The 23,674-nt window shown below is 68.7% G+C and carries 19 protein-coding genes; 7 read left to right on the forward strand and 12 right to left on the reverse strand.

What is annotated here, in order from left to right; all coding sequences use genetic code 11:
• The 5 genes from mmsB to OHA40_RS09955 all read right to left on the reverse strand — a co-directional run bounded on the left by mmsB (position 1) and on the right by OHA40_RS09955 (position 5,877).
• Positions 1-894, reverse strand: coding sequence for a 3-hydroxyisobutyrate dehydrogenase (gene mmsB, locus OHA40_RS09935; RefSeq protein WP_330232761.1), 894 nt, complete (start codon positions 892-894; stop codon positions 1-3).
• Positions 894-1,958: an enoyl-CoA hydratase/isomerase family protein gene (locus tag OHA40_RS09940; protein ID WP_330232762.1), complete on the reverse strand. Its 1,065-nt coding sequence runs from the start codon at positions 1,956-1,958 to the stop codon at positions 894-896. Before OHA40_RS09940 ends, mmsB begins: the two co-directional genes overlap by 1 nt.
• Positions 1,959-2,103: 145 nt before the next feature.
• The gene (locus OHA40_RS09945) at positions 2,104-3,243 is read right to left on the reverse strand and encodes an acyl-CoA dehydrogenase family protein (RefSeq protein ID WP_330232763.1); all 1,140 of its coding nucleotides are present in this window, start codon (positions 3,241-3,243) and stop codon (positions 2,104-2,106) included.
• A 5-nt stretch (positions 3,244-3,248) separates the two neighbouring features.
• Entirely contained in the window at positions 3,249-4,748 is a 1,500-nt protein-coding gene (locus OHA40_RS09950) for a CoA-acylating methylmalonate-semialdehyde dehydrogenase (RefSeq protein ID WP_330232764.1), read from the reverse strand.
• Between the two features lie 178 nt (positions 4,749-4,926).
• Positions 4,927-5,877, reverse strand: coding sequence for a DUF2157 domain-containing protein (locus tag OHA40_RS09955; protein ID WP_330232765.1), 951 nt, complete (start codon positions 5,875-5,877; stop codon positions 4,927-4,929).
• A gap of 423 nt (positions 5,878-6,300) precedes the next feature.
• Between OHA40_RS09955 and icmF the strand changes: the two genes are divergently transcribed.
• A complete protein-coding gene (gene icmF, locus OHA40_RS09960; protein ID WP_330232766.1) occupies positions 6,301-9,519 on the forward strand; it encodes a fused isobutyryl-CoA mutase/GTPase IcmF in 3,219 nt (1,072 codons plus the stop codon).
• Between the two features lie 22 nt (positions 9,520-9,541).
• Here icmF and OHA40_RS09965 read toward each other — a convergent pair whose 3' ends face one another.
• On the reverse strand, positions 9,542-9,943 hold the full coding sequence (locus OHA40_RS09965) for a Dabb family protein (protein WP_330232767.1): 402 nt from the start codon (positions 9,941-9,943) through the stop codon (positions 9,542-9,544).
• A 111-nt stretch (positions 9,944-10,054) separates the two neighbouring features.
• Here OHA40_RS09965 and OHA40_RS09970 point away from each other — a divergent pair, with 111 nt between their 5' ends.
• Both OHA40_RS09970 and OHA40_RS09975 read left to right on the forward strand, forming a co-directional pair.
• Positions 10,055-10,684: a TetR/AcrR family transcriptional regulator gene (locus OHA40_RS09970; protein ID WP_330232768.1), complete on the forward strand. Its 630-nt coding sequence runs from the start codon at positions 10,055-10,057 to the stop codon at positions 10,682-10,684.
• Positions 10,685-10,754: 70 nt separating this feature from the next.
• Positions 10,755-11,825: an amidohydrolase family protein gene (locus tag OHA40_RS09975; RefSeq protein ID WP_330232769.1), complete on the forward strand. Its 1,071-nt coding sequence runs from the start codon at positions 10,755-10,757 to the stop codon at positions 11,823-11,825.
• 5 nt (positions 11,826-11,830) lie between these two features.
• Here OHA40_RS09975 and OHA40_RS09980 read toward each other — a convergent pair whose 3' ends face one another.
• The 3 genes from OHA40_RS09980 to OHA40_RS09990 all read right to left on the reverse strand — a co-directional run bounded on the left by OHA40_RS09980 (position 11,831) and on the right by OHA40_RS09990 (position 16,724).
• Positions 11,831-12,637: a helical backbone metal receptor gene (locus tag OHA40_RS09980; protein WP_442943970.1), complete on the reverse strand. Its 807-nt coding sequence runs from the start codon at positions 12,635-12,637 to the stop codon at positions 11,831-11,833.
• Between the two features lie 428 nt (positions 12,638-13,065).
• A complete protein-coding gene (locus tag OHA40_RS09985; protein ID WP_330232770.1) occupies positions 13,066-13,833 on the reverse strand; it encodes an SWIM zinc finger family protein in 768 nt (255 codons plus the stop codon).
• Positions 13,830-16,724: a DEAD/DEAH box helicase gene (locus OHA40_RS09990; RefSeq protein ID WP_330232771.1), complete on the reverse strand. Its 2,895-nt coding sequence runs from the start codon at positions 16,722-16,724 to the stop codon at positions 13,830-13,832. The genes OHA40_RS09985 and OHA40_RS09990 overlap by 4 nt, the downstream gene beginning before the upstream one ends.
• A gap of 409 nt (positions 16,725-17,133) precedes the next feature.
• Here OHA40_RS09990 and OHA40_RS09995 point away from each other — a divergent pair, with 409 nt between their 5' ends.
• The gene (locus tag OHA40_RS09995) at positions 17,134-17,496 is read left to right on the forward strand and encodes a hypothetical protein (protein ID WP_330232772.1); all 363 of its coding nucleotides are present in this window, start codon (positions 17,134-17,136) and stop codon (positions 17,494-17,496) included.
• Between the two features lie 13 nt (positions 17,497-17,509).
• Here the strand turns inward: OHA40_RS09995 and OHA40_RS10000 are convergent, their stop codons facing one another.
• Positions 17,510-18,328, reverse strand: coding sequence for a sulfurtransferase (locus OHA40_RS10000; RefSeq protein ID WP_442943971.1), 819 nt, complete (start codon positions 18,326-18,328; stop codon positions 17,510-17,512).
• A gap of 186 nt (positions 18,329-18,514) precedes the next feature.
• Here OHA40_RS10000 and OHA40_RS10005 point away from each other — a divergent pair, with 186 nt between their 5' ends.
• A complete protein-coding gene (locus OHA40_RS10005; protein WP_330232773.1) occupies positions 18,515-19,735 on the forward strand; it encodes a benzoate/H(+) symporter BenE family transporter in 1,221 nt (406 codons plus the stop codon).
• A 153-nt stretch (positions 19,736-19,888) separates the two neighbouring features.
• Here the strand turns inward: OHA40_RS10005 and OHA40_RS10010 are convergent, their stop codons facing one another.
• Both OHA40_RS10010 and OHA40_RS10015 read right to left on the reverse strand, forming a co-directional pair.
• A complete protein-coding gene (locus OHA40_RS10010) occupies positions 19,889-20,695 on the reverse strand; it encodes an SDR family oxidoreductase (protein ID WP_330232774.1) in 807 nt (268 codons plus the stop codon).
• Between the two features lie 219 nt (positions 20,696-20,914).
• On the reverse strand, positions 20,915-21,406 hold the full coding sequence (locus OHA40_RS10015) for an Lrp/AsnC family transcriptional regulator (protein WP_040774899.1): 492 nt from the start codon (positions 21,404-21,406) through the stop codon (positions 20,915-20,917).
• A gap of 145 nt (positions 21,407-21,551) precedes the next feature.
• Here OHA40_RS10015 and pdhA point away from each other — a divergent pair, with 145 nt between their 5' ends.
• The gene (gene pdhA / locus OHA40_RS10020; protein WP_330232775.1) at positions 21,552-22,664 is read left to right on the forward strand and encodes a pyruvate dehydrogenase (acetyl-transferring) E1 component subunit alpha; all 1,113 of its coding nucleotides are present in this window, start codon (positions 21,552-21,554) and stop codon (positions 22,662-22,664) included.
• The gene (locus tag OHA40_RS10025) at positions 22,661-23,644 is read left to right on the forward strand and encodes an alpha-ketoacid dehydrogenase subunit beta (protein WP_330232776.1); all 984 of its coding nucleotides are present in this window, start codon (positions 22,661-22,663) and stop codon (positions 23,642-23,644) included. Before pdhA ends, OHA40_RS10025 begins: the two co-directional genes overlap by 4 nt.
• The last annotated feature ends 30 nt before the right edge of the window (positions 23,645-23,674 follow it).

The raw sequence follows: 23,674 nt of genomic DNA on the forward strand, positions 1-23,674 counted from the left end.
TCAGGCACCCTCTTGGTCGGAACGTTCTCGGATATCGGTGACGATAGCGGAGAAGTCCCGCCCGGCGTCCGTCTGGTTGAACCGGGTATAGATCTCGGCGGCGAGCATTCCGAGCTGACCATCGACGTTGTTCTCACGCAAAGCGTTCGCTGCCAGGCCGAGGTCCTTGGTCATCAGCGCCGTGGCGAAACCGGGCTGGTAGTCGTTGTTGGCGGGGCTGGTCGGCACCGGGCCGGGGACCGGGCAGTAGCTGGTCAGCGCCCAGCTCTGGCCGGAGGCGGTGGAGACCACATCGAAGAACGACTGGTGGCTCAGGCCCAGCTTCTCGCCGAGAACCAGCGACTCCGACAGCGCGATCATCGAGATGCCCAGCAGCATGTTGTTGCAGATCTTCGCCGCTTGGCCCACACCGGAGCCGCCGCAGTGCACGACTTTGCCGCCCATTACCTCGAGCACGGGAAGCGCGGCGGCGAAGCCTTCGGCGGCGCCGCCGACCATGAAGGTCAGCGTCCCGGCCGCCGCGCCCGCCACACCGCCGGAGACGGGAGCGTCCAGCGCGCGGTGTCCGGCGGCGGTGGCGCGTTCGGCCGCGGTTTTGGCGTCGGCCACGTCGATGGTGGAGCAGTCGATGAACAGCGTGCCGGGTGCGGCGACCGGAAGCAGTTCGGCGTACACGTCGAGGACGAGTTTGCCGTTGGGCAGCATGGTGATCACGGTGTCGGCGGCCGCCGCGTCGGCGGCCGCGCCCACGACCGTCGCGCCGTCACGCTCGGCCTGTTCCCGCGCCGCGGGCACCGGATCGAAGGCGACTACCTCATAACCCGCCCGTACCAGGTTGGCCGCCATCGGCGCGCCCATGTGGCCGAGGCCGAGGAAACCGATTCGCTTGCTCATCACGCCACCTCCGGGGCCACCAGACCCAGCTCTCGTTCGCCCAACTCGGCGAAATATGCGTCTACCTGCGCGTTCGTAACCTCGGCGAGAGTCGCTGGCGACCACTTGGGGGTACGGTCCTTGTCGATCACCTGCGCGCGGATGCCCTCGACCAGATCGTGCGAGGACAGCGAGGCGATCGAGACCCGGTACTCCTCGTTCAGCACCGTCTCCAGGCTCGGCGCGGTCCGCGCGGCCCGGAGCGAGCGCAGCGTGACCTTCAGCGCGACCGGGGATTTCGCCAGGATCTCGACCGCCGCCGCCCGCGCCTCGGGCGCTTCGTGCGCCCGCAGCCGCGCGACGATCTCCTCGACCGAATCGGCGCCGTAGCAGGCATCGATCCATCCCCGTCCGGCGACCAGCACGGATTCCGGTGCGTCCGTTGCGAACTTGGCGATCGCGATGTCGGCGCTCTCCGAACGCAGCGTCTCGAGCAGGGCGGGCAGGTCATTCGACGCGACGAAATAGTCGGCGAAGCCTGCCGCGATCGCGTCGCCTGCGCTCATGCGCGCGGTGGTCAGCGCGACGTGGGCGCCGATCTCGCCCGGGGTCCGCGCGAGCAAATAGGTGCCGCCGACATCGGGAACGAAGCCGATGCCCACTTCCGGCATGCCGATCTTGGACCGTTCGGTGACGATGCGGTGGCTGCCGTGCCCGGACAGGCCGACGCCGCCACCCATCACGATGCCGTCCATCACCACCACGTACGGCTTCGGGTAGCGACCGATCAGCGCGTTGAGGACGTACTCGTCGCGCCAGAACCGGCCGGTCGCCGAATCCGGTGTATTCGCACCATCTTTCGCGTCGGCGTGAATGGCGACGATATCCCCGCCCGCACACAGCCCGCGCTCACCCGCGCCGGTGACGACAACGGTGCGCACCGCGTCGTCCTCGGTCCAAGTGCGCAGCGCATCCGTAATGGCGAGGGCCATCGAGTGATTCAGCGCGTTGATGGCCTTCGGCCGGTTCAGCGTGATCAGGCCGAGCCCGTCGCGCTGTTCGAGCAGAACTTCTGGTTCGGTCATGCTGTGTCCTTTCCGGCAGGAACGGGGCCCTGCGTGGTCACGCTGCGCTGCCGCCTCCGGGCCTGACCGTTCATGCTGTATCCACTGCCGGCATGAACGGGGCCCTGCGTGGTCACGCTGCGCTGCCGCCTCCGGGCCTGACCGTTCATGCCGCTCCTACCACCGAGCGGGCGACGACCACCCGCATGATTTCGTTGGTGCCTTCGAGGATCTGGTGCACGCGCAGATCCCGGACGATCTTCTCCACGCCGTACTCGGCCAGATAGCCATAGCCACCGTGCAACTGAAGCGCCTTGTTGGCCACCTCGAAACCGGCGTCTGTCGCGAATCGTTTCGCCATGGCGCACAGCTCGACCTTGTCCGGCGCGTCGGCGTCCAGTGCCGCGGCGGCCCGCCACAGCAAGGTGCGAGCGGCCTCCAATTGGGTGCGCATATCGGCGAGTTCGAATTGCAGCGCCTGATTCTTCAGCAGCGGCTTGCCGAACGCGTGCCGCTCGGCGAGATACGGCACCGTCTTGTCCAGCGCCGCCTGCGCGCCGCCGACCGAGCACGCGGCGATATTCAGCCTGCCGCCGTTGAGCCCGTTCATCGCGATGCGGAAGCCGTCGCCTTCCGCGCCGAGCCGGTTCGACGCGGGAATCCTGGCGTCGGAGAAGATCACCTGACGGGTCGGTTGCGCGTTCCAGCCCATCTTCCTCTCGTTGGCGCCGAAGGAGACGCCGGGCGTGCCGGCGGGCACGATGAACGCCGAGATCCCGTGCGCCCCTGCGTCTCCGGTCCGCGCCATGACGACGTAGACGTCGGTGGCGCCCGCGCCGGAGATGAACTGCTTGGCGCCGTTGAAGACGTAGTCGTCGCCGTCGCGGACGGCCTTGGTGCTCAACGCCGCCGCGTCCGATCCGACACCCGGTTCGGTCAGCGCGTAACTGGCAAGCAGCTCCATCGTGGTCAGGCGGGGCAGCCAGCGGTTGCGCTGATCCTCGTCGCCGTAGCGATCGATCATCCACGTCGCCATGTTGTGGATGGAGATGTATGCGGCGATGGCCGGGCAGCCGGTGGCCAGCTGCTCGAAGATCCGCACGGCGTCGAGCCTGCGCAGGCCGGAACCGCCCACGTCCTCGCGCACGTAGATGCCGCCGAGGCCGAGTGGGCCCGCCTTACGCAGCACATCGACGGGAAAGTGCTTCTGCTCGTCCCATTCCAGCGCGTTCGGGGCGAGGAATTCGTCGGCGAAGCCGCGTGCGGTGTCGCGGATCGCCTTTTCGTCGTCGTTCAAGTCGAACATGCGCGTCAGTCCATGGTCGGGATGACGAACGCGTTGCTTTCCTTCAGGCCGGAGGGCCAGCGCTGCGTCACCGTCTTGGTCTTGGTGTAGAAGCGGATCGAATCCGGCCCGTGCTGGTTCAGATCGCCGAAACCGGAACGCTTCCAGCCGCCGAAGGTGTAGTACGCGATCGGCACGGGGATCGGGACGTTGACGCCGACCATGCCGACTTGCACGCGAGCGGCGAAGTCGCGGGCAGTGTCGCCGTCGCGGGTGAAGATCGCGACGCCGTTGCCGTACTCGTGCTCGTTGGCCAGCCGCAGCCCTTCTTCGTAGTCCTTGGCGCGGACCACGCTGAGCACCGGACCGAAGATCTCCTCGCGGTAGATCCGCATGTCCGGGGTGACGTTGTCGAACAACGTCGCGCCGACGAAGTAGCCGTCCTCGGCGCCGTCCACGACCAGCCCGCGACCGTCCACCACCAGCTCGGCCCCCTCATCGAGGCCGAGCTGGACGTAGTTGTTCACGCGACGCACCCCGTCCTGGCCGACCAGCGGGCCGAAGTCGGCGCCCGGGTCGTCGGAGCGGCCGACGTTGAGCTTGTGCGCCCGCTCGGTCAGCTTGGCCACCAAGCGGTCGGCGGTCTCCTCGCCCACCGGAACCGCCACCGAGATGGCCATGCAGCGCTCGCCCGCGGAACCGTAACCAGCGCCGATCAACTGGTCGGCGACGTCGTCGAGATCGGCGTCCGGCATGACGATCGCGTGGTTCTTGGCGCCGCCGAAGCACTGGGCGCGCTTGCCGTTCGCGGTCGCGGTCTCGTAGATGTACTGCGCGATCGGGGTGGAGCCGACGAAGCCGACGGCCTTGATCCGCGGATCGTGCAGCAGCGTGTCGACCGCTTCCTTATCCCCGTTGACCACGTTGAACACACCGGCGGGCAGACCGGCCTGGAGAAACAGCTCGGCCAGCCGCAGCGGCACCGAGGGGTCGCGTTCGGAGGGCTTGAGCACGAACGCGTTGCCGGTGGCAAGCGCGGGACCGGCCTTCCACAGCGGGATCATCGCCGGGAAGTTGAACGGGGTGATGCCCGCGACGACGCCGAGCGGCTGGCGCATCGAGTAGACGTCGATGCCAGTGCCCGCGCTCTCGGTGTATTCGCCCTTGAGCAGGTGGGGGATGCCGGTGGCGAACTCGATGACCTCCAGTCCGCGCTGGATGTCACCCTTGGCGTCGGCGATGGTCTTGCCGTGTTCGGAAGACAGCAGGGCGGCCAGCGAATCCATCTCGTCCTGCACCAGGGTGAGGAACCTCATCAGCACGCGCGCCCGCTTCTGCGGGTTGAACGCGGCCCACTCCGGCTGCGCCGCCTCGGCATTCGCGATGGCCGCCTCGACTTCGGACTTGCTCGCCAGCGGCACCCGGGCCTGCACTCGGCCGAGATTGGGATCGAAGACGTCGCCGAAGTTGCCGGACGCGCCCGGCACATGCTGTCCGCCGATGAAGTGGGTGAGTTCGCGAACCATGCCAGTCCTGTTCTCGTAGCCAGTCGGGACACCGCGATGCGGTATACGGGGATCCTATAGTTGGATGTCCAAGTATCGACAGACCGTTGTGCGTGATGTGATTCATCCCACGTCTGCGGCGGTCGGCTACCCGAGGCGCTCGGGCGTCCACAGCGCTAGCGAGTGGCGCATGGCTGACCTAGCTCGGCTTCTTCTGGGATCTTGTGAGCTGGAAGGCGCCGAAGGCGAGCGTGATCGCGCCGATCGCCACGACCACGACCGCCGCGCCGAGCGCGTCGTCGGTCCATTCGGAGACCGCCTCGCCCGCGGCGAGCGCGATGGACACGCCACCGCCGATGACGAGCACCGTCGATCGCTGGGTCGCGTACAGCACGAAGCAGACCAGCGCCACCAGCGCCGTGAGCCCGTAGGCCCAGGCCCGCCCCTCGACGTCGATGCTCTGCGCGGCCGCGACCGAGGTGACCATCGCGATCAGGTATCCGACCTGGGTTTCGATCAGGGCGCCGATTCTGGTCAGCGCGAACCACGCGCCGCCGACCAGCAGCACGGCCGCACTGCCCCACGCGTCGTCGAGATCGAACACTTCGGTGAGCAACCCCGCGATCGCGGCGGGCACGAAGCACGCGCAGACGAGCATGCCGAGCACCGAAGGCAGCGCGAGATAGCCGAGTATCGCGACCACCGCTCCTACCGCACACGCGGAAACCCAAGCGGCGTCGGAACTCCCGTCCTCCAACGCAGTGCCGACGGCTGCGGCGAGCGCGATAGAAGCGAGCGCGAACAGCACCGAAGCAAGCCTGGCGCGGGCGCCGTACGCCCGCTGGCGGGTGAACAACGCCCCGGCGAGGAGGACTCCGCCGAACAGCAGCCCGGCCGCCGCGATGGCGAGCACGCCCACCCGGACCGGACGGCCCAGGTCCTCCCAGGACGAATCCATCACCAGGAAGATCCCACCGAACAGCAGACCGGTGCCAAGGTAGGCGGCGATCTCGGCGAGCACTTTCCCGCGCGCCGCCGCAGCCTGCTCGACAGCAAGCGCCGCGAGTACCGCGTCGGCCTGCTCTCGGGACAGCACACCCTCGGCGACCAGCCGCCCTACCGCTGTCGCCGCCCTGTCGTCGCTCATCATGCGCCCAGTATGTCCGAGTCGGCAGCTCGGACAACACGAATCAGCCCGGGACAGCCCGCTCCGGTGTCGGCACCGACCTGGACTAACCGCGCTCCGACGACGCAGACCCCTCGCAAAACCATCGCGACAAACCGTCGACCTCAACCGTCCCACTGCCCGAGTCGAGCGCTCGACAACGCAAACCAGGACCGGCACAACGTTCGCGAACCAACACCGCCAGTAGGCGTCGACCTCGACAAACCGCATGTCCGCTGCGTGGCACGAACAAGACTCGGCACATCGCAGACACGAGCGGGAGTGCAGGGCGGGCCGTCGATGACCCAGACCCGATCCCGCGGACAACCTGGCGATGTGATCACTATCACCGTAAGATTAGTTTGACGTCCTAGTATTGGGCGCCAATGGACTCGCCGGAGGAATCCCGTGGCAGACCGCAGCGCTCTCTACACGCCCATCCATCCCGTTCGCTTCGTCACCTCCGCCGCTCTGTTCGACGGGCACGACGCGGCGATCAACATCATGCGCCGCATCCTGCAGAGCCAGGGCGCGGAGGTGATTCACCTCGGCCACAATCGAGCGGTCAGCGAGGTGGTGGACGCGGTGCTCACCGAGGACGCGCAGGGCGTCGCGGTCAGCTCCTACCAGGGTGGCCACGTCGAGTACTTCGAATACCTGGCGGACGCCTTGTGCAAGGCAGGGGCCGAGCACGTGCGGATCTTCGGCGGCGGCGGGGGCGTGATCGTCTCCGAGGAGATCGCGCGGCTGGCCGAATCCGGCGTGACCATCTTCTCCCCCGAGGACGGGCAACGACTCGGCCTGCCGGGGATGATCAATCAGCTGATCCGCGACTGCGATATCGACGTGGCGGCCCAACCGTCCGCGCTGGACGCGGTGCTCGCGGGCGAGCGAGCCGCTCTGGCCCGCGTCATCACCTGTCTGCAAGGCAACACGCTGCCCGAGACCGACCGGAGGAAGCTGATCGAGGCGGCGGCGGCGCGCCGGGTGCCGGTGCTCGGCATCACCGGGACCGGCGGATCCGGAAAGTCCTCGCTCACCGACGAATTGGTGCGCCGCCTGCGTTCGGACCAACAGGACAAGCTGCGGGTCGCGATCCTCGCGGTGGACCCGACCCGGCGGCGCGGCGGCGGCGCGCTGCTCGGCGACCGGATCCGGATGAACGCTCTGGACGGCGACCACGTCTTCTTCCGCTCGCTTGCCACCCGCGGTGGACGGGAACTGCCGGACAACATCGATCTGATCGTGACCGCTTGCAAAGCCGCGGGATACGACTTGGTCATCGTGGAGACGCCGGGCATCGGTCAGGGCGACGCGGCGGTGAGCGAGCACGTCGACGTGTCGATGTACGTGATGACGCCCGAGTTCGGCGCCGCCTCCCAGCTGGAGAAGATCGACATGCTGGATTTCGCGGACGTGGTGGCGATCAACAAGTTCGAGCGCCGCGGCGCCGCGGACGCGCTGCGCGACGTGGCGCGGCAGCTGATCCGCAATCGGGAGGAGTTCCAGGCGACGCCGGAGGACATGCCCGTCTTCGGTACCAGCGCCGCGACGTTCAACGACGACGGAGTGACAGCGCTCTACCAGCACCTGACCGGTTTGCTCGCCGAACACGGTCTACCGCTGGAGCCCGGCGCGCTGCCGAAGGTGGACACCCGCGTTTCCACGCGCTTCGCGCAGCTCATTCCGCCCGCGCGAGTCCGCTACCTGGCCGAGATCGCCGAGACCGTGCGCGGCTATCACGCCGAGACCGCCGCCCAAGTCGTCGCCGCGCAGCGCGCGCAACGCCTCGAGCAAGTGGCGGCCGAATTGCCCGACGACACGGCCGTCGCCGAACTGGCCGAGCGGGCGCGCGCCGATCTCACCCCGGCGAATGCCGCGCTGCTGGCCGAATGGCCCGCGCTGGCCGAGTCCTATCGCGGAGACGAGCAAGTGGTGCGCGTGCGCGATCGCGAGATCCATACCGCGCTGCGCCGGGAAACGCTGTCCGGCAATTCGATTCCGCGCGTCGCCCTGCCCCGCTACACCGATCACGGTGAGCTGCTTCGGTTCCTGCGCGCCGAGCACCTGCCAGGACGATTCCCGTTCACGGCGGGAGTTTTCCTGTTCAAACGCGACACCGAGGACCCGGCGCGGATGTTCGCCGGCGAGGGCGACCCGTTCCGCACCAACCGCCGGTTCAAGGTGCTCAGCGAGCATTCCGACGCGAAAAGGCTGTCCACCGCATTCGACTCGGTGACACTCTATGGTCACGATCCTGCCGAGCGCCCCGACATCTACGGCAAGGTCGGCACGTCCGGGGTGTCGATCGCCTCGCTCGAGGACATGGAGGTGCTCTACGACGGCTTCGATCTGACCGCGCCGACCACGTCGGTGTCGATGACCATCAACGGCCCCGCGCCGACCATCCTGGCGTACTTCCTCAACACCGCGATCGACCAGGCGCTGGATCGGTTCACCGGCGAGCACAGACGGCAACCGACCGACGCCGAGGCGGCCGATATCCGCGCGCGGACGCTGGCCACGGTGCGCGGCACGGTGCAGGCCGACATCCTCAAGGAGGATCAGGGCCAGAACACCTGCATCTTCTCCACCGAGTTCAGCCTGCGCATGATGGCCGACATCCAGGAATGGTTCGTGCGCAACAGCGTCCGCAATTTCTACTCGGTGTCGATCTCCGGCTACCACATCGCCGAGGCGGGCGCGAATCCCATCAGCCAACTGGCCTTCACCCTGGCCAACGGGTTCACCTATGTGGAGGCGTATCTCGCGCGCGGCATGCACATCGATGACTTCGCGCCCAACCTGTCGTTCTTCTTCTCCAACGGGATGGACCCGGAATATTCGGTCATCGGCCGGGTGGCCCGGCGCATCTGGGCCATCGCCATGCGGGATCGCTACGGCTCAGGCGAACGGTCGCAGAAGCTCAAGTACCACATCCAGACCTCCGGCCGGTCGCTGCACGCGCAGGAGATGAACTTCAACGACATCCGCACCACGCTGCAGGCGCTGATCGCGATCTACGACAACTGCAACAGCCTGCACACCAACGCCTACGACGAGGCGGTGACCACCCCGACCACGGAATCGGTGCGCCGCGCGCTGGCGATCCAGCTGATCATCAACCGGGAGTGGGGCGTCGCGATGAACGAGAATCCGCTGCAGGGCAGCTTTCTCGTCGACGAGCTCACCGACCTGGTCGAAGAAGCCGTACTGGCCGAGTTCGACCGGATCAGCGAACGCGGCGGCGTGCTCGGCGCGATGGAGACCGGCTACCAGCGCGGCAAGATCCAGGACGAATCGATGCGCTACGAGCAGCGCAAACACGATGGTTCGTTGCCGATCATCGGCGTGAACACCTTCCGCAACTCACACGGCGAACCGCACCGGGTGCTGGAGCTGGCGCGCGGGACCGAGGCGGAGAAGCAGTCGCAGCTGCGGCGGGTCCGCGAGTTCCAGCAGCGGCACCGCGACGACGCCCACACCGCACTGGCCCGTCTGGAAGCGGTGGCCCGCACCGACGACAACATCTTCGCGGTGTTGATGGACGCCGCCCAGGTGTGCACGCTGCAGCAGATCACCGACACTTTCTTCCGCGTCGGCGGTCAGTACCGCCGCAACGTGTGAGTCATGCCGAACGGCTGAGCCGTCAGAAGATTCGCACCTCGGGGATGGTGTCCATGAGCGCGGCCCATTCCGGATACTCGGCGAGCTTCGCCTCGTGCAGCGCCATGATCTTCTCGCGCAGCTCAGGGTCGGGCTGATCGGAGACGTCCGGACCGATCGCGATCTTCGCGAAGTACGGGATGATCCGCGGATCGCCGTCCAAGTGCACCGGGTCGTGCAGGTATCGCTCCAGCGCGGCCAAGTCTTCGATGCCCACGCAGTAGGCGTGGGTCAGCCCCTCGGACGCGTCGCCCAGGTTCTGGCCGACGGTCGAGAACGACACCGACTCGACCGACGCGGTGCGCCGCATGGTCGCGAGGACCTCGGCCTTCTGCTCCTCGGTCGTCTCGGGGCGGAAGCCGAAGCGCAACAGGTGAACGATCATGAATTCCTCCTCGAATTGAACTAACTAGTTCAATCTAGAGAACTAATTGGTAGATCCACAAGATTGAACTTGTAAGTTCATTCCGGTCCGGCGAGGCGCTAGCATGCAGAGGTGGCCGGAACAACGGCGGCGCGCGGCCGCATCGACAAGCGACAGGCGATCCTGGACGTCGCGTTCACCGTCTTCGCTCGCCGTGGCTACGACAAGGCCTGTGTGCAGGAGATCGCCGACGCTGCCGGCGTCGCCAAACCGACGGTCTACAACCACCTCAACGACAAGCAGACGCTGTTCGAGCATGCGGCGCTCGCCGCGGCCGACGCCGTGGCGGCCCAGACCTTGGCGATCGTGGACGAGCTGCGTGAGCCGGGCGAGGATCTGGCCGTGGCACTGACCGATGTGGCGTCCCGGCTGCTCGAGATCTGTGCGAGCGATCGCGCCCGCGCCCTGCGCGCGCTCACCTATGCCCAGCTCGCGGCGTTTCCCGACCTCGTCGACACCGTGCTCACCCGCACCTCGGGCGCCGTCGCCGAAGCGCTGGCCGACCGGCTCGCCCGGCTCGCGCTCGCGGGCAGGCTCCGCGTCACCGACCCGTCGGAGGCTGCCGACCAATTGCTCGCCCTGCTCACCGGCCCGCTGGAGGCCCGTTCCCGGCTCGGAACCCGGGCGGTCGAGGCCGGCGAACTCGACAGCATCGCCGCGGCCGCGATCCGTACCTTCCTGGCCGCCTACGGGTCCCGCTGATTTCCGGACCCGCGGCGCGGGGCGTGTGACAATCGCCAGGCAGACCATCAGCGCGGTTGGGACGGCAGACATGGACCTCTCGGGCATTCGGATCATCGACGCACACATCCACCAGTGGGACCCGTTCACCACGCCCCGGGATTTCAGCCGGTTGGCGACGATGCTGCGGTTGCTGCCGGTGCCGGTGGAGGTGGCCAAGCGCCTCGCGCCCCGGCGGGACAGCGAGTTCGTCGGCGATCCGGTCGCCTACCTTCGGCCCTATCTCCCGTTCGACTACCGCGCCGATGCCGGGAACGCGCCGATCGAGGTGGTCGCGCACATCGAGGTCCAATGGTCGCAGCCGGGGCCGCTGGGGAAGGCAGGGGAAACCGCCTGGGTGGCGGGGCTGCCGCTGGAAGCAGCACCGCGACTGGGCGCGATTCTCGCGGGCGGCGATCCGGCGCAGCCCGGGTTCCCCGAGTTGCTGGACGCGCATGCCGCCGCCTCGCCGCTGCTGCGCGGCATCCGCGCGATGGTCGCCCACCATCCCGATCCGGGCGTGCGGTCGTTCACCGACACGCCGGGCAAACTCACCACCAAGGCGTTCCTGGACGGCTTCGCGCACCTGGCCGACCGCGGCCTGTCCTTCGAGGCGTGGGTGTACTCGCACGCCATTCCGGAAGTCACCGCTCTCGCCGAGCGGTATCCGGAGGTGCCGATCGTGCTGAACCATCTCGGCACTCCCGCAGGCATTTTCGGCGCGGTCGGCAAACACACCGGCACCCATCCCGGACTGCGTAGACAGCTGCTGGTGCGGTGGCGCGACGATCTCTCCGCGCTGGCCGCGCGCCCGAACGTGGTCGCGAAGGTCAGCGGGCTGATGATGCCGATCCTCGGCCATCCGGTCCCGCCCCGCGGCACGCCGACGCCGGTGCCGCAGCTGCTCGACCGGATCGGCCCGCTGGTCGAGCATGCCCTCGACGTCTTCGGCGCCGATCGCCTCATCTGGGGCTCGAACTTCCCCGTGGACAAGCCGATCACCAGCATCGCGGGCAGTATCGAGACGATCGCGACCGCGATCACCGGTCACGGCGGCGGCAAGACGGAACTCGAGCAGGTCTTCCGGACCACCGCGCAGCGCGTGTACCGGATCGCGGACTGAGACGACTACGAACTCGGCTGATTCGGGAGCCGCGCCCGGGCCAGTTGCGCGGTGAGTTCGTCGCGAGCGGTCGCCAGCGACGGCCCGTACCAGGTGAGGGCGCGGCCCTCCACCAACGCGACCGGAATATGCGGGAAGGCGTCCGGCCCATCGGATTCGGTGAAAACGTAGGGCTCGTCGGGGAGCACCGCCAGCTCGACACCCTCGGTCAGCTCCGCCTCGGTGACGCGGGGATAGCGCTCGGGGCGGTGGGCGTGCACCAGCCGCAAGCCGAGACGGCGCGCGATATCGCCGGTGAAGGTTTCGCGTCCGACTACCATCCACGGATTGCGCCAGACCGGAATGACCGCGGCGCGTTCCGGTTCGGGTGCCGGTGGCGCCCACGCGGATTCCGCCTCGACCAGCCAGCGCGGGATGCCGACGCCGAGCGCCTGGATACAGAGCCGGGCGAGGGAAGCCATTGCGTCGTCGACGGTTTCGATCCTGGTGACCCACACCGGTATTCGCGCGGCGCGTAAGCGCACGACATCGAGGCGGCGGTTCTCCTCCATGTTGCACAACACGAGGTCCGGGCGGAGTTCGATGATGCGCCGGATGTTCGGATTCTTGGTGCCGCGGACCCGTTCGACCGCCAAGTCCGCCGGATGCGTGCACCACTGTGTGGCGGCGACAAGGACTTCCGGGCAGGTCAGCGCCACAGCCTCGGTCAGCGACGGCACCAGCGACACCACCCGGCGCGGGGGCGTGCGGACGTCCACGGAGGTTCCGAGATCGTCGCGCGGCAACGCTGCCGATGGGCTGTTCCCTGCCACGTACACCAGCCTATAACAGAACATATACGCTGGTGGATGGGCATTTCTCGGGCGTTTTTCACGGCATCCGAGTTCGGTCGCTCCACGTTCCGATGCTGCCGGGAACCTCGGGTGTGGGCTCAGTACCCGGCCGACAGCGTCGGCACGACTTCACCTCGTCATTACCGGCGGCCCGGCTGGATGAAGAGCATTGGGCTCCAGTAGATCTGGCGACGACTGTTGCCGATCACGGTTTACGCGTCAAGTTCGGCGCAAGGGCAGTGCGCGGGCGCTCCTGGGGCAGTTCCGTATGGAAGGGCTGGGCGGGAGACTTAATAGCGGCACCCGGCGTCGGGAAGTCTCCGGTCCCTTGGCAGCGCCGGATTCGATCCCGCCCCGATTGTCCGGCGTCAACCGACAGCCCCGATGCTGGGTGCCCACCAAGCCGTTCAGCCGTCGAACCGGCGATAGAGCGCGATGAGTTCGCGCAGGCCGGTCGCGGCGGTCGTCTCGTCGGGCGCGGTCATCCGCAGCGCCTTGCGCAGCAGCACTGGGTCCAAATCCTCTGGTGCGGGGCGGAATTCGAGGTTCGGCAGGTCCGGCAAAATCATGTTGTCGCCATACGGGTCATCGGAGGCGGCAGGCTGAGCCTCGCGTTCGATGCCGCCGATCAACGTGTCCAGGTCGAGGCCGCGCAGGATGAGGATCTCGCGCGGGCGTTCGTCGAGCCGCTCGGCCAGCAGATAGCACACCGCGGCCACATGTTTGCACGGCCAGCCCGGATCCGGGCAGGTGCAGGTGAAATCCAGGTCCGCCGCGGTGCTGGGCAGCAGCAGCGGCCCGAGGTCGGTCGGCAACGCGCCGGACGCGATCTCGGCGAGCATGCCCGGCGCGGAACGGATCATCTCGATCAGCAGTTCGACCTCGTCCTCGCGCAGCGGACGCACGGTGAACAGCGCCGTGAACGGACGTGGTTGACTGCCTTGCACTTCCGCGGTGACGGCGCCGGGCTCGATCCGGTAGTTCACCACCTGACCGGACCTGGCGTAATTGCGGCCGCGCGACAGACGCCCCGGCTCCGCCATCCGCTCCACCGACTCCACCAGGGCCTTGCCCCACCAAGTGCGCCCGAACGCGCCGCGGCGGCTGCGCGCGGCCGCCCCGCCGCGCACCGGCAGCTTCTTTCCGTACTCGGAGTAGTCGACGAAGGGGCTCATTCGCCCACCGCCGCGGCGCCGAGGGTGAACAGATCGCGCAGTTCGTCGGTGCTCAGCTCGGTGATCCAGTTCTCCCCCGCACCGACGGCCAGATCGGCGAGTTGCCGCTTGCCGGTGATCATCTCGTCGATCCGCTCCTCGATGGTGTCCACGCACACCAGCTTGCGCACCTGGACGTTGCGCCGCTGCCCGATCCGGAAGGCGCGGTCGGTGGCCTGGTTCTCCACCGCGGGATTCCACCAGCGGTCCAGGTGGACAACGTGATTGGCTGCGGTGAGGTTGATTCCCGTGCCACCTGCTTTGAGCGACAACAACATCAGCGGCGGCCCGTCCGGCGCCTGGAACCGGGCGACCATGTCGTCGCGCTTCTTCTTCGGCACGCCACCGTGCAGGAACGGGATCTCGGCGCCGAACCGCTCGGCCAGATACGGCGCGATCAGCCCGCCGAACTCACGGAACTGGGTGAACAGCAAGGCTTTCTCGCCGTCGGCGAGCACCGAGTCGACCACATCCTCCACGAGAGCGAGCTTTCCGGAACGGTGGGCGCCGCGGTGCAGCACGCCCGACCCGTCGCCGAGGAAATGCGCGGGATGGTTGCACACCTGCTTGAGCCGGGTGAGCGCGCCGAGTACGGCGCCCTTGCGGGCCATGCCTTCGGCGTCCTTGATCTTGGCCAGCATGTCGTCGACGACCGCCTGGTAGAGCGCGGCCTGCTCGACGGTGAGATTGGCCCGCACCGTCATCTCCAGCTTGTCCGGCAGATCGCTGATCACCGCGGGGTCGGTCTTCACTCGGCGCAGCACGAACGGCCGGGTGAGCCAGCGCAGGCGGCTGATCGCGTTCTCGTCGCGCTCGCGCTCGATGGGCACCGCGAAGCGCGCGCGGAACGATTGCGGGCTGCCGAGCACCTTGGGCATCGCGAAATCCATGATGGAGCGCAGCTCTTCCAACCGGTTCTCCACCGGAGTCCCGGTGAGCGCCAGCCGATGCCGCGCGCGCAGCGACCGCGCCGCCCGCGCCTGCCGCGTGCCCGCGTTCTTGATGTGCTGCGCCTCGTCCAGGACGATGCGGTCCCACGGTTGCCTGCCGAGTTCCTCGACATCGCGGGCGAGCAGCGTGTAGGTGGTGATCACCAGATCGGCCGCGGCGATCGCCTCGTCGAGTTCGCCACCCGCCCGCCGCCCCGCGCCGTGGTGCACCCACACCCGGAGGTCGGGGGCGAATCGCTCGGCCTCGCGCTGCCAGTTGCCGACCACCGACATCGGGCACACCAGCAAAGTCGGGCCCGCAGAGCCGGTCGCGGACGCGCGAACCCGATCGCCGTCGCGGACGCCGGGCGCTTTCGCGGCGACGCACCCAGCCCCATCATTCGAAGCAGGCGACGCCGTTTCGCGCTCGTGCACCAGCAAGGCGAGCACCTGGACCGTCTTGCCGAGCCCCATGTCATCGGCGAGGATCGCGCCGCAACCCATCCGGCTCATGGTGGCCAGCCAGGCCAGACCGCGTTCCTGATACGGCCGCAGGTCGGCCTTCAACCCGACCGGCGGCGTGACCGGTGTCGGTTCGCGGGCGCCATCGAGCAGGTCCGCGGCCCAGCCCGACGCGGTGACCTCGGCGATCGGCACCTGCTGCACCCGTGACGCGGCGATCTCACCGAGCATGTCCGCGAAGGTGATCGGAGAGTCGTCGGTGTGCGCGGCGACATACCGGGCCGCGGCGGCGAGCACCTTGTGGTCGGCTTGCACCCACTGACCGCGCAACTGGACCAGATCCGACTTGCCGCGCACCAGTCGTTCCATCTCGGCCGGGGTCAGGACGATGTCGCCGAGTGCGAGTTCCCAGCGGTAGGAGACCAGGCCGCGCATGCCGACCGTGCTCTCCGCCGCGGGCACCGCGCTCTCCACTCGCAGCCGCATGCTCGGTTCGGCGACGCTCCACGCTCGCGGCAGCAGCAGCCGGACCCCCGCGGCGTGCAGGGCGTGCGCGCCGTGCGCGACCAAGTCGAGCACCACCTCGGTGGGCAGCAGCAGATCCATGCTGCGCGGATCGCTCGGCAGATCGCGCAATCGCGGATAGGCCCGCTGCGCCGCGCCGAGTTTGTCCACCACGATCCGGATGAGGTTCGGGTCACCGTGCAGCGGAACGGATTCGGGTGCCTCGCCGGTGACGGCCAAGCAGACCTCCAACCGCCACAGTGCCATCGTCTCGTCGACGGCGCCCAGTTCGCCATCCGGCTCGAGCAGGCGAAGCACCAGCTCCGGTTCGTCGCCGGTGAGGCTGGCGCGCCAGCGTTCCAGCACCTCGGCCACCTGATAACTGCCGTTGTCCAGTGCGGTATCGCCGACCAGGGCAGCCACCAGGGGATGCGGCGAATCCGAGTGGTCGACCAGCGCCCGCGCGATCGGATCGGTGAGTTCGGTGACCATATCGTCGAGCAACGCGGCCGGACGCCCGGCTACTCGCAAGGCTTGCGGCATGGCCACGGCCAGTTCGGCCAGCCAGGCACGTTGCCGCTCGCCGCCGACCAGCCGCCAGCGCACCCACCACTGGCTGTCTTCCCTGCGCAGCTCCGGCACGACCCGCCCGGCGCGCACCCAGCGCTCGACCCCGCGCGCGACGTGCGCGAGGAAGCGCAGATCCCCCGCCACCGCTTCGGCGGGCAGCCGCTGCCGCAGCACTTCTGCCGCCGCGGCGGGAGTCAGAGCATGCGCACGGACCTGGTCGCTCGCGCCCGACCCCACCAGAACTTCCGCTCGATGCCGGAACTTCGCGGCACGCAACGTATTGCCCAGCGGGTCGGGAAGCGTGCCCAGTTCCTCGGGCAGCACGGTGGCCGGCAAGTCGTGCCAGAGCAGCAACCCGCGTCCCGGCGACCACAGACCGTGCAGCATCACCCCATCCAATCAAACGGGTCCGACACGCCCACGGCCACTGTGGCGGGGCCGTCGCGCAACTCCGGTCGGCCCATCGACGCACCGGACGCGGTCCGGACGGAAGCGGACGCGCTCTCGGATGGGAACCGCCGGATGGGCTGGACTGCGCGGTGGCGATAGGCGGACACGCCGACGACCTGCCGCACCGAGCGGACGACGCAGGTCAGGCGTAGTTTCGAAGGTGCCGCAGATGCGCGGCCGGCACGGGCGAGCCGGGCGCGGCGGCATGGGCCGGACGATGAGAAGACTCCGACCTGGCGGGACGGCCGGGCAGTACCCAACGGACCGGAAAAGGAACATACTGGAATATCCGCTGGTCATCGCGGAAGAACCGCAGCTTGGTGTCAAGGGAAGCGGAGGAAGCAGCATGACGATTCTGCTCCAGGTCCTCGAACAGAGCTTCACACCGACGACCGCGTGGGAACGACGCAAGTTCACCTTCGTGCACGCCGACAAGATCGTCGGCATGCGGTGCGACGGACAGTGCGGCGTGTGGCTGGACCTGTCGCGACCTGGTGAATCCCAGCGTCTGGCGCGGACAAGCGACCCGCGTGAAGCGGTCACGTTCCTGCTCACCACCTTCGCGAAGATCGCCGAGTGCGAGGAGCGTGGCGGCTCATGGCTGATCGGGCACGATGGGACGCACGTCGAGTCGATCGCGGCCACCCGGTTCCCGCCCCGGGCGAGCGAGGTCACCGACGACGATCTCCTGGCCCGCGCCTGGTTGTAGCGAGCTGTCGCCTTCAGCTCTCGGTCGCCACCGGCCGTTTCGGATCGTTCGACCACTGCGACCACGAACCGGGATACAGCGCCGCCTCGACACCCGCCAGGGCCAGCGCCGCGATCTGATGCGCTGCCGTCACGCCCGACCCGCAGTAGACCGCGATCGGCTCGGACCCGAATCCGCCGAAACGGTCGCGCAGTTCGTCCGCCGGGCGGAAGCGGCCATCGGCGTCGAGGTTGTCGGCGGTCGGAGCGCTGAGGGCGCCGGGAATGTGCCCGGCACGAGGATCGATCGGCTCCACCTCACCGCGGTAACGCTCGCCCGCGCGGGCATCCAGCAGCACGCCTCCCCAGCGCGCCGCGCCGTCCGCGTCGATCACCGGCAGCCCGCCCGGGCTCAATTCGACATCACCCGGCTCGGGATCCGGTTCGGCGCCGGTCGCGATGGGTCCGCCCGCGCTGGTCCAGGCGGGCAGTCCGCCGTCGAGAATGCGCACGTCCGCGACGCCCGCCCAGCGCAGCAGCCACCAGGCGCGGGCAGCGGCCATGCCGCCGGTGGCGTCGTAGACGACCACCGGATCGCCGTCGCACAGACCCCAACTGCGCGCGCACTTCTCCAGGTGCGTCGGTTCGGGCAGCGGGTGCCTGCCGCGCGCGGGTGAGGGTGGCGCGGCCAGTTCGGTTTCCAGATCGACGAACACCGCTCCGGGGATGTGGCCGTCGAGATAGTGCTGCGGCCCGTCCGGGTCGCCCAGCGCCCATCTGACGTCCAGCAGGCGAAGCCGCTTGTCCGCCAACGCTTCCCGAAGCTCTCCCGGTGAGATCAGCACCGCGCTCAACTCAGCTCCTCGTCCCGAATCGCATCCTCGCGCACCGACTCCCCCACCCTACGCATCCGAATGCATCGTTGTCGCGATACTCCGGCGTTCCGCAGCGCGAGACGCGAAGCAGGGCGCCGCGAGTCAGGCCAGTTTCCGGGCACTGGCTGGCGACACGTCCCGGTGACCAGGGGCAATATCCGGCCAATGTCCAATGTTTCCACGGCCCCCGGTTTCGGCACCACGGGCGCCGGTACCGCGCACGAACCCGATCGGTCCGAGTCCCGTCTCGTGCCGCTCGGCGCGGGCGCGGTGACGGCGCTGGTGGGTTTCACCAGCGCGTTCGCCGTCGTGCTGAGCGGGCTGACCGCGGTGGGGGCGAGCGCCGCGCAGGCTGCCTCGGGTCTGCTCGCGCTGTGCGTCACGCAGGCGCTCGGCATGATGCTGCTGAGTTACCGGTATCGGATGCCGATCACGCTGGCCTGGTCGACGCCGGGCGCGGCGCTGCTGGCGGGCACCGGCGCCGTTGCGGGTGGGTGGCCCGCGGCGATCGGCGCGTTCGTGGTCGCCGGGGTGCTGATCGTGATCACCGGACTGTGGCAGCGGCTGGGTGCGCTGGTCGCCGCGATCCCGGTGGAGATAGCGCAGGCAATGCTGGCCGGGGTGCTGCTGCCCCTGTGCCTGGCTCCGGTGCGTGCGGTGCAGACCAGTCCGGTGGTGGTGATTCCGGTGATCCTCGTCTGGCTCGTGCTGCAACGGTATGCCCGGCGCTGGGCCGTGATCGCGGCTTTCGCCACCGCGGCGGCGGGCGCCGCGATCAGCATCGTCGTCCAGCACAAGCCGCTCGACGTGGGCGGCATGGTTCCGTCGCTGGAACTGACCCTGCCGCACTGGAGTTGGCAGGCGCTGATCGGCGTCGCGATCCCGCTCTACATCGTGACCATGGCGTCGCAGAACATTCCCGGCACCGCGGTCCTGGCGTCGTTCGACTATCGGGTGCCCTGGCGTGCGGCGATGACCGTGACCGGCCTCGGCACCGTCCTCGGGGCGCCTGCGGGCGGGCACGCGATCAACCTCGCCGCGATCAGCGCCGCGCTCTCGGCGGCGCCGGCCGCCCATCCGGACCCGAAACGGCGCTGGATCGCGGCGTTCACCGCCGGCGTCACGTACTTGCTGCTCGCGCTGGGCTCCGCCGCACTGGTCACGCTGATCGCGACCGCTCCGGCGGGAACGCTGGAAACCGTCGCCGGTCTTGCCCTGCTCGCCACACTCGCCGCGGCACTCAACGCGGCGCTGCGCTCCGACGAACACCGGGAAGCCGGGATCGTCACCTTCTTGATCGCGGCGTCGGGCGTCGGCTTCGCCGGAATCGGCGCGGCCTTCTGGGCGCTGCTCGCCGGTCTGGTGGTGCGCAAGGTCCTGCGCTAGGCGGATGCGCCACGCTACCGTGCCCCTCGGCCCCGCGCCGCCTGCGCGAGGGGCATCCGCCGCTAGTTGCGATCTTCGCGCGGAATGGTCCGCCGATGCTGTTGAAAGGGCTTGTCCTTGTTCTTCAACCGGCCGCCGGGCCGCGTATCGGCGCTACTCGGTCAGGGCGGCCTGGAAGCGGCGCATGCCGTCGAGCCAGCGGTCGTAGTCGGAGCCCTTGTGGCGGTACATCTTCAGTACCTCGGGGTGCGGGAGGATCAGGAAGTGCTCGTCCGCGACACCGGCGAGCACGATCTCGGCGACCTCGTCCGGGGACAGCACCGCACCCGCGCTGGTGACGGCTTTCACCGCGAGCTCGGCTTCGGCGGCGTGTTCCGGCGGGACGAGACCGCCGTGCAGCAGCTGGGTGTCCACGCCCATCGGGCACACGCAGCTCACCCGCACCCCTTTGTCGCCGTAGGTGACCGATAGCCACTCGGCGAAACCGACGGCCGCGTGCTTCGACACCGCGTAGGGCGCCGAACCGAGCTGGGTGAGCAGCCCTGCCGCCGACGCCGTGCTCACGAAGTAACCGTTGCCACGCTCCAGCCAGCCCGGCACCAGCAGCCGTGCGGCGCGGACATGGGCCATCACGTTGACCTCGAGCGCCGCCGCCCACTGCTGATCGGTGCTGTCCAGCCCCGCGCCGCCGCCGATGCCCGCATTCGCGAAATACAGGTCTACCGGACCGAATTCGGCCTCGGCGCGCTCGATCAGCTGGCGGATCACCGCTTCGTCGGCCACGTCGCCACCGACCGCGACCGCAGCCGAGCCGAGCGATTCCGCGACCCGCGCCGCACTCGCACCGTCGAGATCGGCGAGCACCACCCGCGCCCCACCAGCGACGAGCCGCTCCGCCAGCGCCGCCCCGATCCCCCCGCCCGCCCCCGTGACGATCGCAACCTTGCCCCAAATCTCCATCCCAATACCCTAGGCGGCTGCCTCGCCTCCGCTCGGCCCGGCGCGAGCTGAGGACGGACTGCGTCCGACTCCGCCCTCCCTGCGGCTACCTCAACCTCCGCTCGGCCCGGCGCGAGCTGAGGACGGACTGCGTCCGACTCCGCCTTCCCTGCGGCTACCCAGCCTCCGCTCGGCCATGCGGCTACCCCAGCCTCCGCTCGGTCGGCGCGAGCTGCACGTTCAGCTCGAGTTCGCCAGGCGATCCAGCAGCGGGGCGGTACGCGGACCGACCAGCTCGCGCATCACCAGCGCCATATTGGTCCGCTCGACGCCGGGAATCTTGAGGATCTGCCCCGCGATGCGATACAGGTCGTCGGCGTCCTGCGCGACCACACGCACGGTGAGGTCGGTGAGCCCGGTCATGCCGCACACCTCGGTCACCTCGGGCACCTCCGCGAGCTCGTCCACCACCGAATCCAGCCGGTGCTGATCGACGACGACCGCGACGAACGCCGCGAGCGGATAGCCGAGCGCGCGCGGCTCGACACGGCGCTCGAAACTGCCGAGCACGCCCCCGGCCTCCCAGCGGGACAGCCGAGCCTGCACGGTGTTGCGGGACAGGCCGAGCCGGGCGGCCAGCTCGACGCCCGTCGCCCTGGGATTGGCGACCAGCTCCAGCAACAGCCTGGCGTCGGTGGCGTCCAGGGTGACGCCGACGTTTTCTCTGGTCATACAACGCAGTATGACACCATTCGCCAGGTCGGAATTGAGCATTCTGCCCATCCGCCTGTCAAGCACTTGCGCAGTTCGCGTTCTAGTGGATGCTGTGAGATAGAACACATTCCCACGGCCGTGACGGACGAGGAGGCGAGCACCGATGACGGGCAAGTCCGACTATCCGGTCCAATTGGTCCAGCCGGATGGCCGTCGCGTGCTCGATCCGCAGTACGCCGCGCTGGTCGCCGATGTCGGCCCCGACCACCTGCGCACGCTGTACGAGGACATGGTCGTCACCCGCCGGATCGATACCGAGGCCACCGCGCTGCAACGCCAGGGCCAGCTCGGCCTGTGGGCGCCACTGCTCGGGCAGGAAGCCGCCCAGGTGGGTTCGGCGCACGCGTTGCATCCGGACGACTACGTGTTCTGCAGCTATCGCGAGACCGCCGTAGCCTACTGCCGCGGTGTGCCGCCGACCGATCTCACCCGGTTGTGGCGCGGCGCCGCCCACCACTGCTGGGACCCGCACGCGGTGAACATGACCAACCCGAACATCGTCGTCGGCTCCCAGGGCCTGCACGCCACGGGCTACGCGTTCGCCGCGCACCTGGACGGCGCCGAAATCGCCACCATCACCTATTTCGGCGACGGCGCGAGCAGTCAGGGCGATATCGCGGAGGCGCTGGGGTTCGCCGCGAGCTGGAGCGCGCCCGTGGTGTTCTTCTGCCAGAACAACCACTGGGCGATCAGCGAACCGGTGCGCGTGCAGAGCGCCACCCCGATCGCGCGCCGCGCGGACGGATACGGCATGCCAGGCAGGCAGGTCGACGGCAACGACGTGCTGGCCGTGCTCGCTGTGACCAGGCAGGCAGTAGCACGGGCGCGCTCGGGGTGCGGCCCGTCGTTCATCGAGGCGCTCACCTATCGGATGGGTCCGCACACCACGGCGGACGATCCCACCCGCTATCGCTCGGCGGCCGAGACCGAGCAGTGGGCGCGGCGTGATCCGATCGACCGGATGCGCAGATTGCTCGAGCGCGAGGGCCTGTGGGACGAGGCGTTCGCCCGACGCGTCGCCCAGCGCTCCGACGAGGTCGCCCAGGCTGTGCGCAGCGCCACCATCGACATGCCCGATCCCGCGCCGACGGAGCTGTTCGACCACGTCTACACCACACCGCACCCGCTGATCACCGAACAGCGGAGGGCGTATACGGAGTACCTGTCCGGCGATCCCGGCGAGTCCTCCGCTCGAGGAGAAGGAGTCACACAATGATCACCACCTTCGCCGCCGCGCTCAACACCGGCTTGCGCCGCGCGCTGGAGGACGATCCGAAGGTCTTGCTGATGGGCGAGGACATCGGCCGCCTCGGCGGGGTGTTCCGGGTGACCGACACACTGCAGAAAGACTTCGGCGACAATCGGGTCATCGATACGCCGCTGGCCGAATCCGGCATCATCGGCACGGCTTTCGGCATGGCGCTGCGCGGCTATCGGCCGGTGTGCGAGATCCAGTTCGACGGCTTCGTATATCCCGCGTTCGACCAGATCGTCTCGCACGTGGCGAAGATCAACTATCGGACCCAGGGAAAGGTCAACGCTCCGCTCACGATTCGCATCCCGTTCGGCGGCGGCATCGGGTCGGTAGAGCACCACTCCGAATCGCCCGAAGCCTATTTCGCGCATACCGCGGGGCTGCGCGTCGTGACACCGAGCAATCCAGTGGACGCGTATTCGATGATCCGCCAGGCGATCGCGCTGAACGACCCGGTGATCTTCTTCGAGCCCAAGCGCAGATACTGGGACAAGGCCGATGTCGACTTCGTCGCACTCGACCGCGACGGCGGGCTGCCGCTGGATCGCGCAACAGTGTGCGCCACGGGTACGGACGCGACCGTCGTCGCGTACGGCGGCACCGTGGCGACCGCGCTGGCGGCCGCGAAAATCGCTGCGGAGGAGGGCCATACGCTCGAGGTGATCGATCTGCGCAGTCTGTCGCCGATCGACTTCGACACGATCGAGGAGTCGGTCGCGAAGACCGGGCGGCTGGTCGTCACGCACGAGGCGCCGGTATTCGCCGGGCTCGGCGCGGAGATCGCCGCGCGGATCACCGAGCGCTGCTTCTACTACCTGGAGGCGCCGGTCCTGCGCGTCGGCGGATTCGATATTCCCTATCCCCCGGCTAAGCTCGAGAAGCACCACCTGCCCGACCCCGACCGCATTCTCGACGCGATCGACCGTTCCCTCGCCGCCTGACGGGGGTTCGCCGTAGTGAGAGGTGCCCAC

Origin of the sequence: Nocardia sp. NBC_00508, assembly GCF_036346875.1 — a bacterium.
Classification (GTDB): domain Bacteria; phylum Actinomycetota; class Actinomycetes; order Mycobacteriales; family Mycobacteriaceae; genus Nocardia.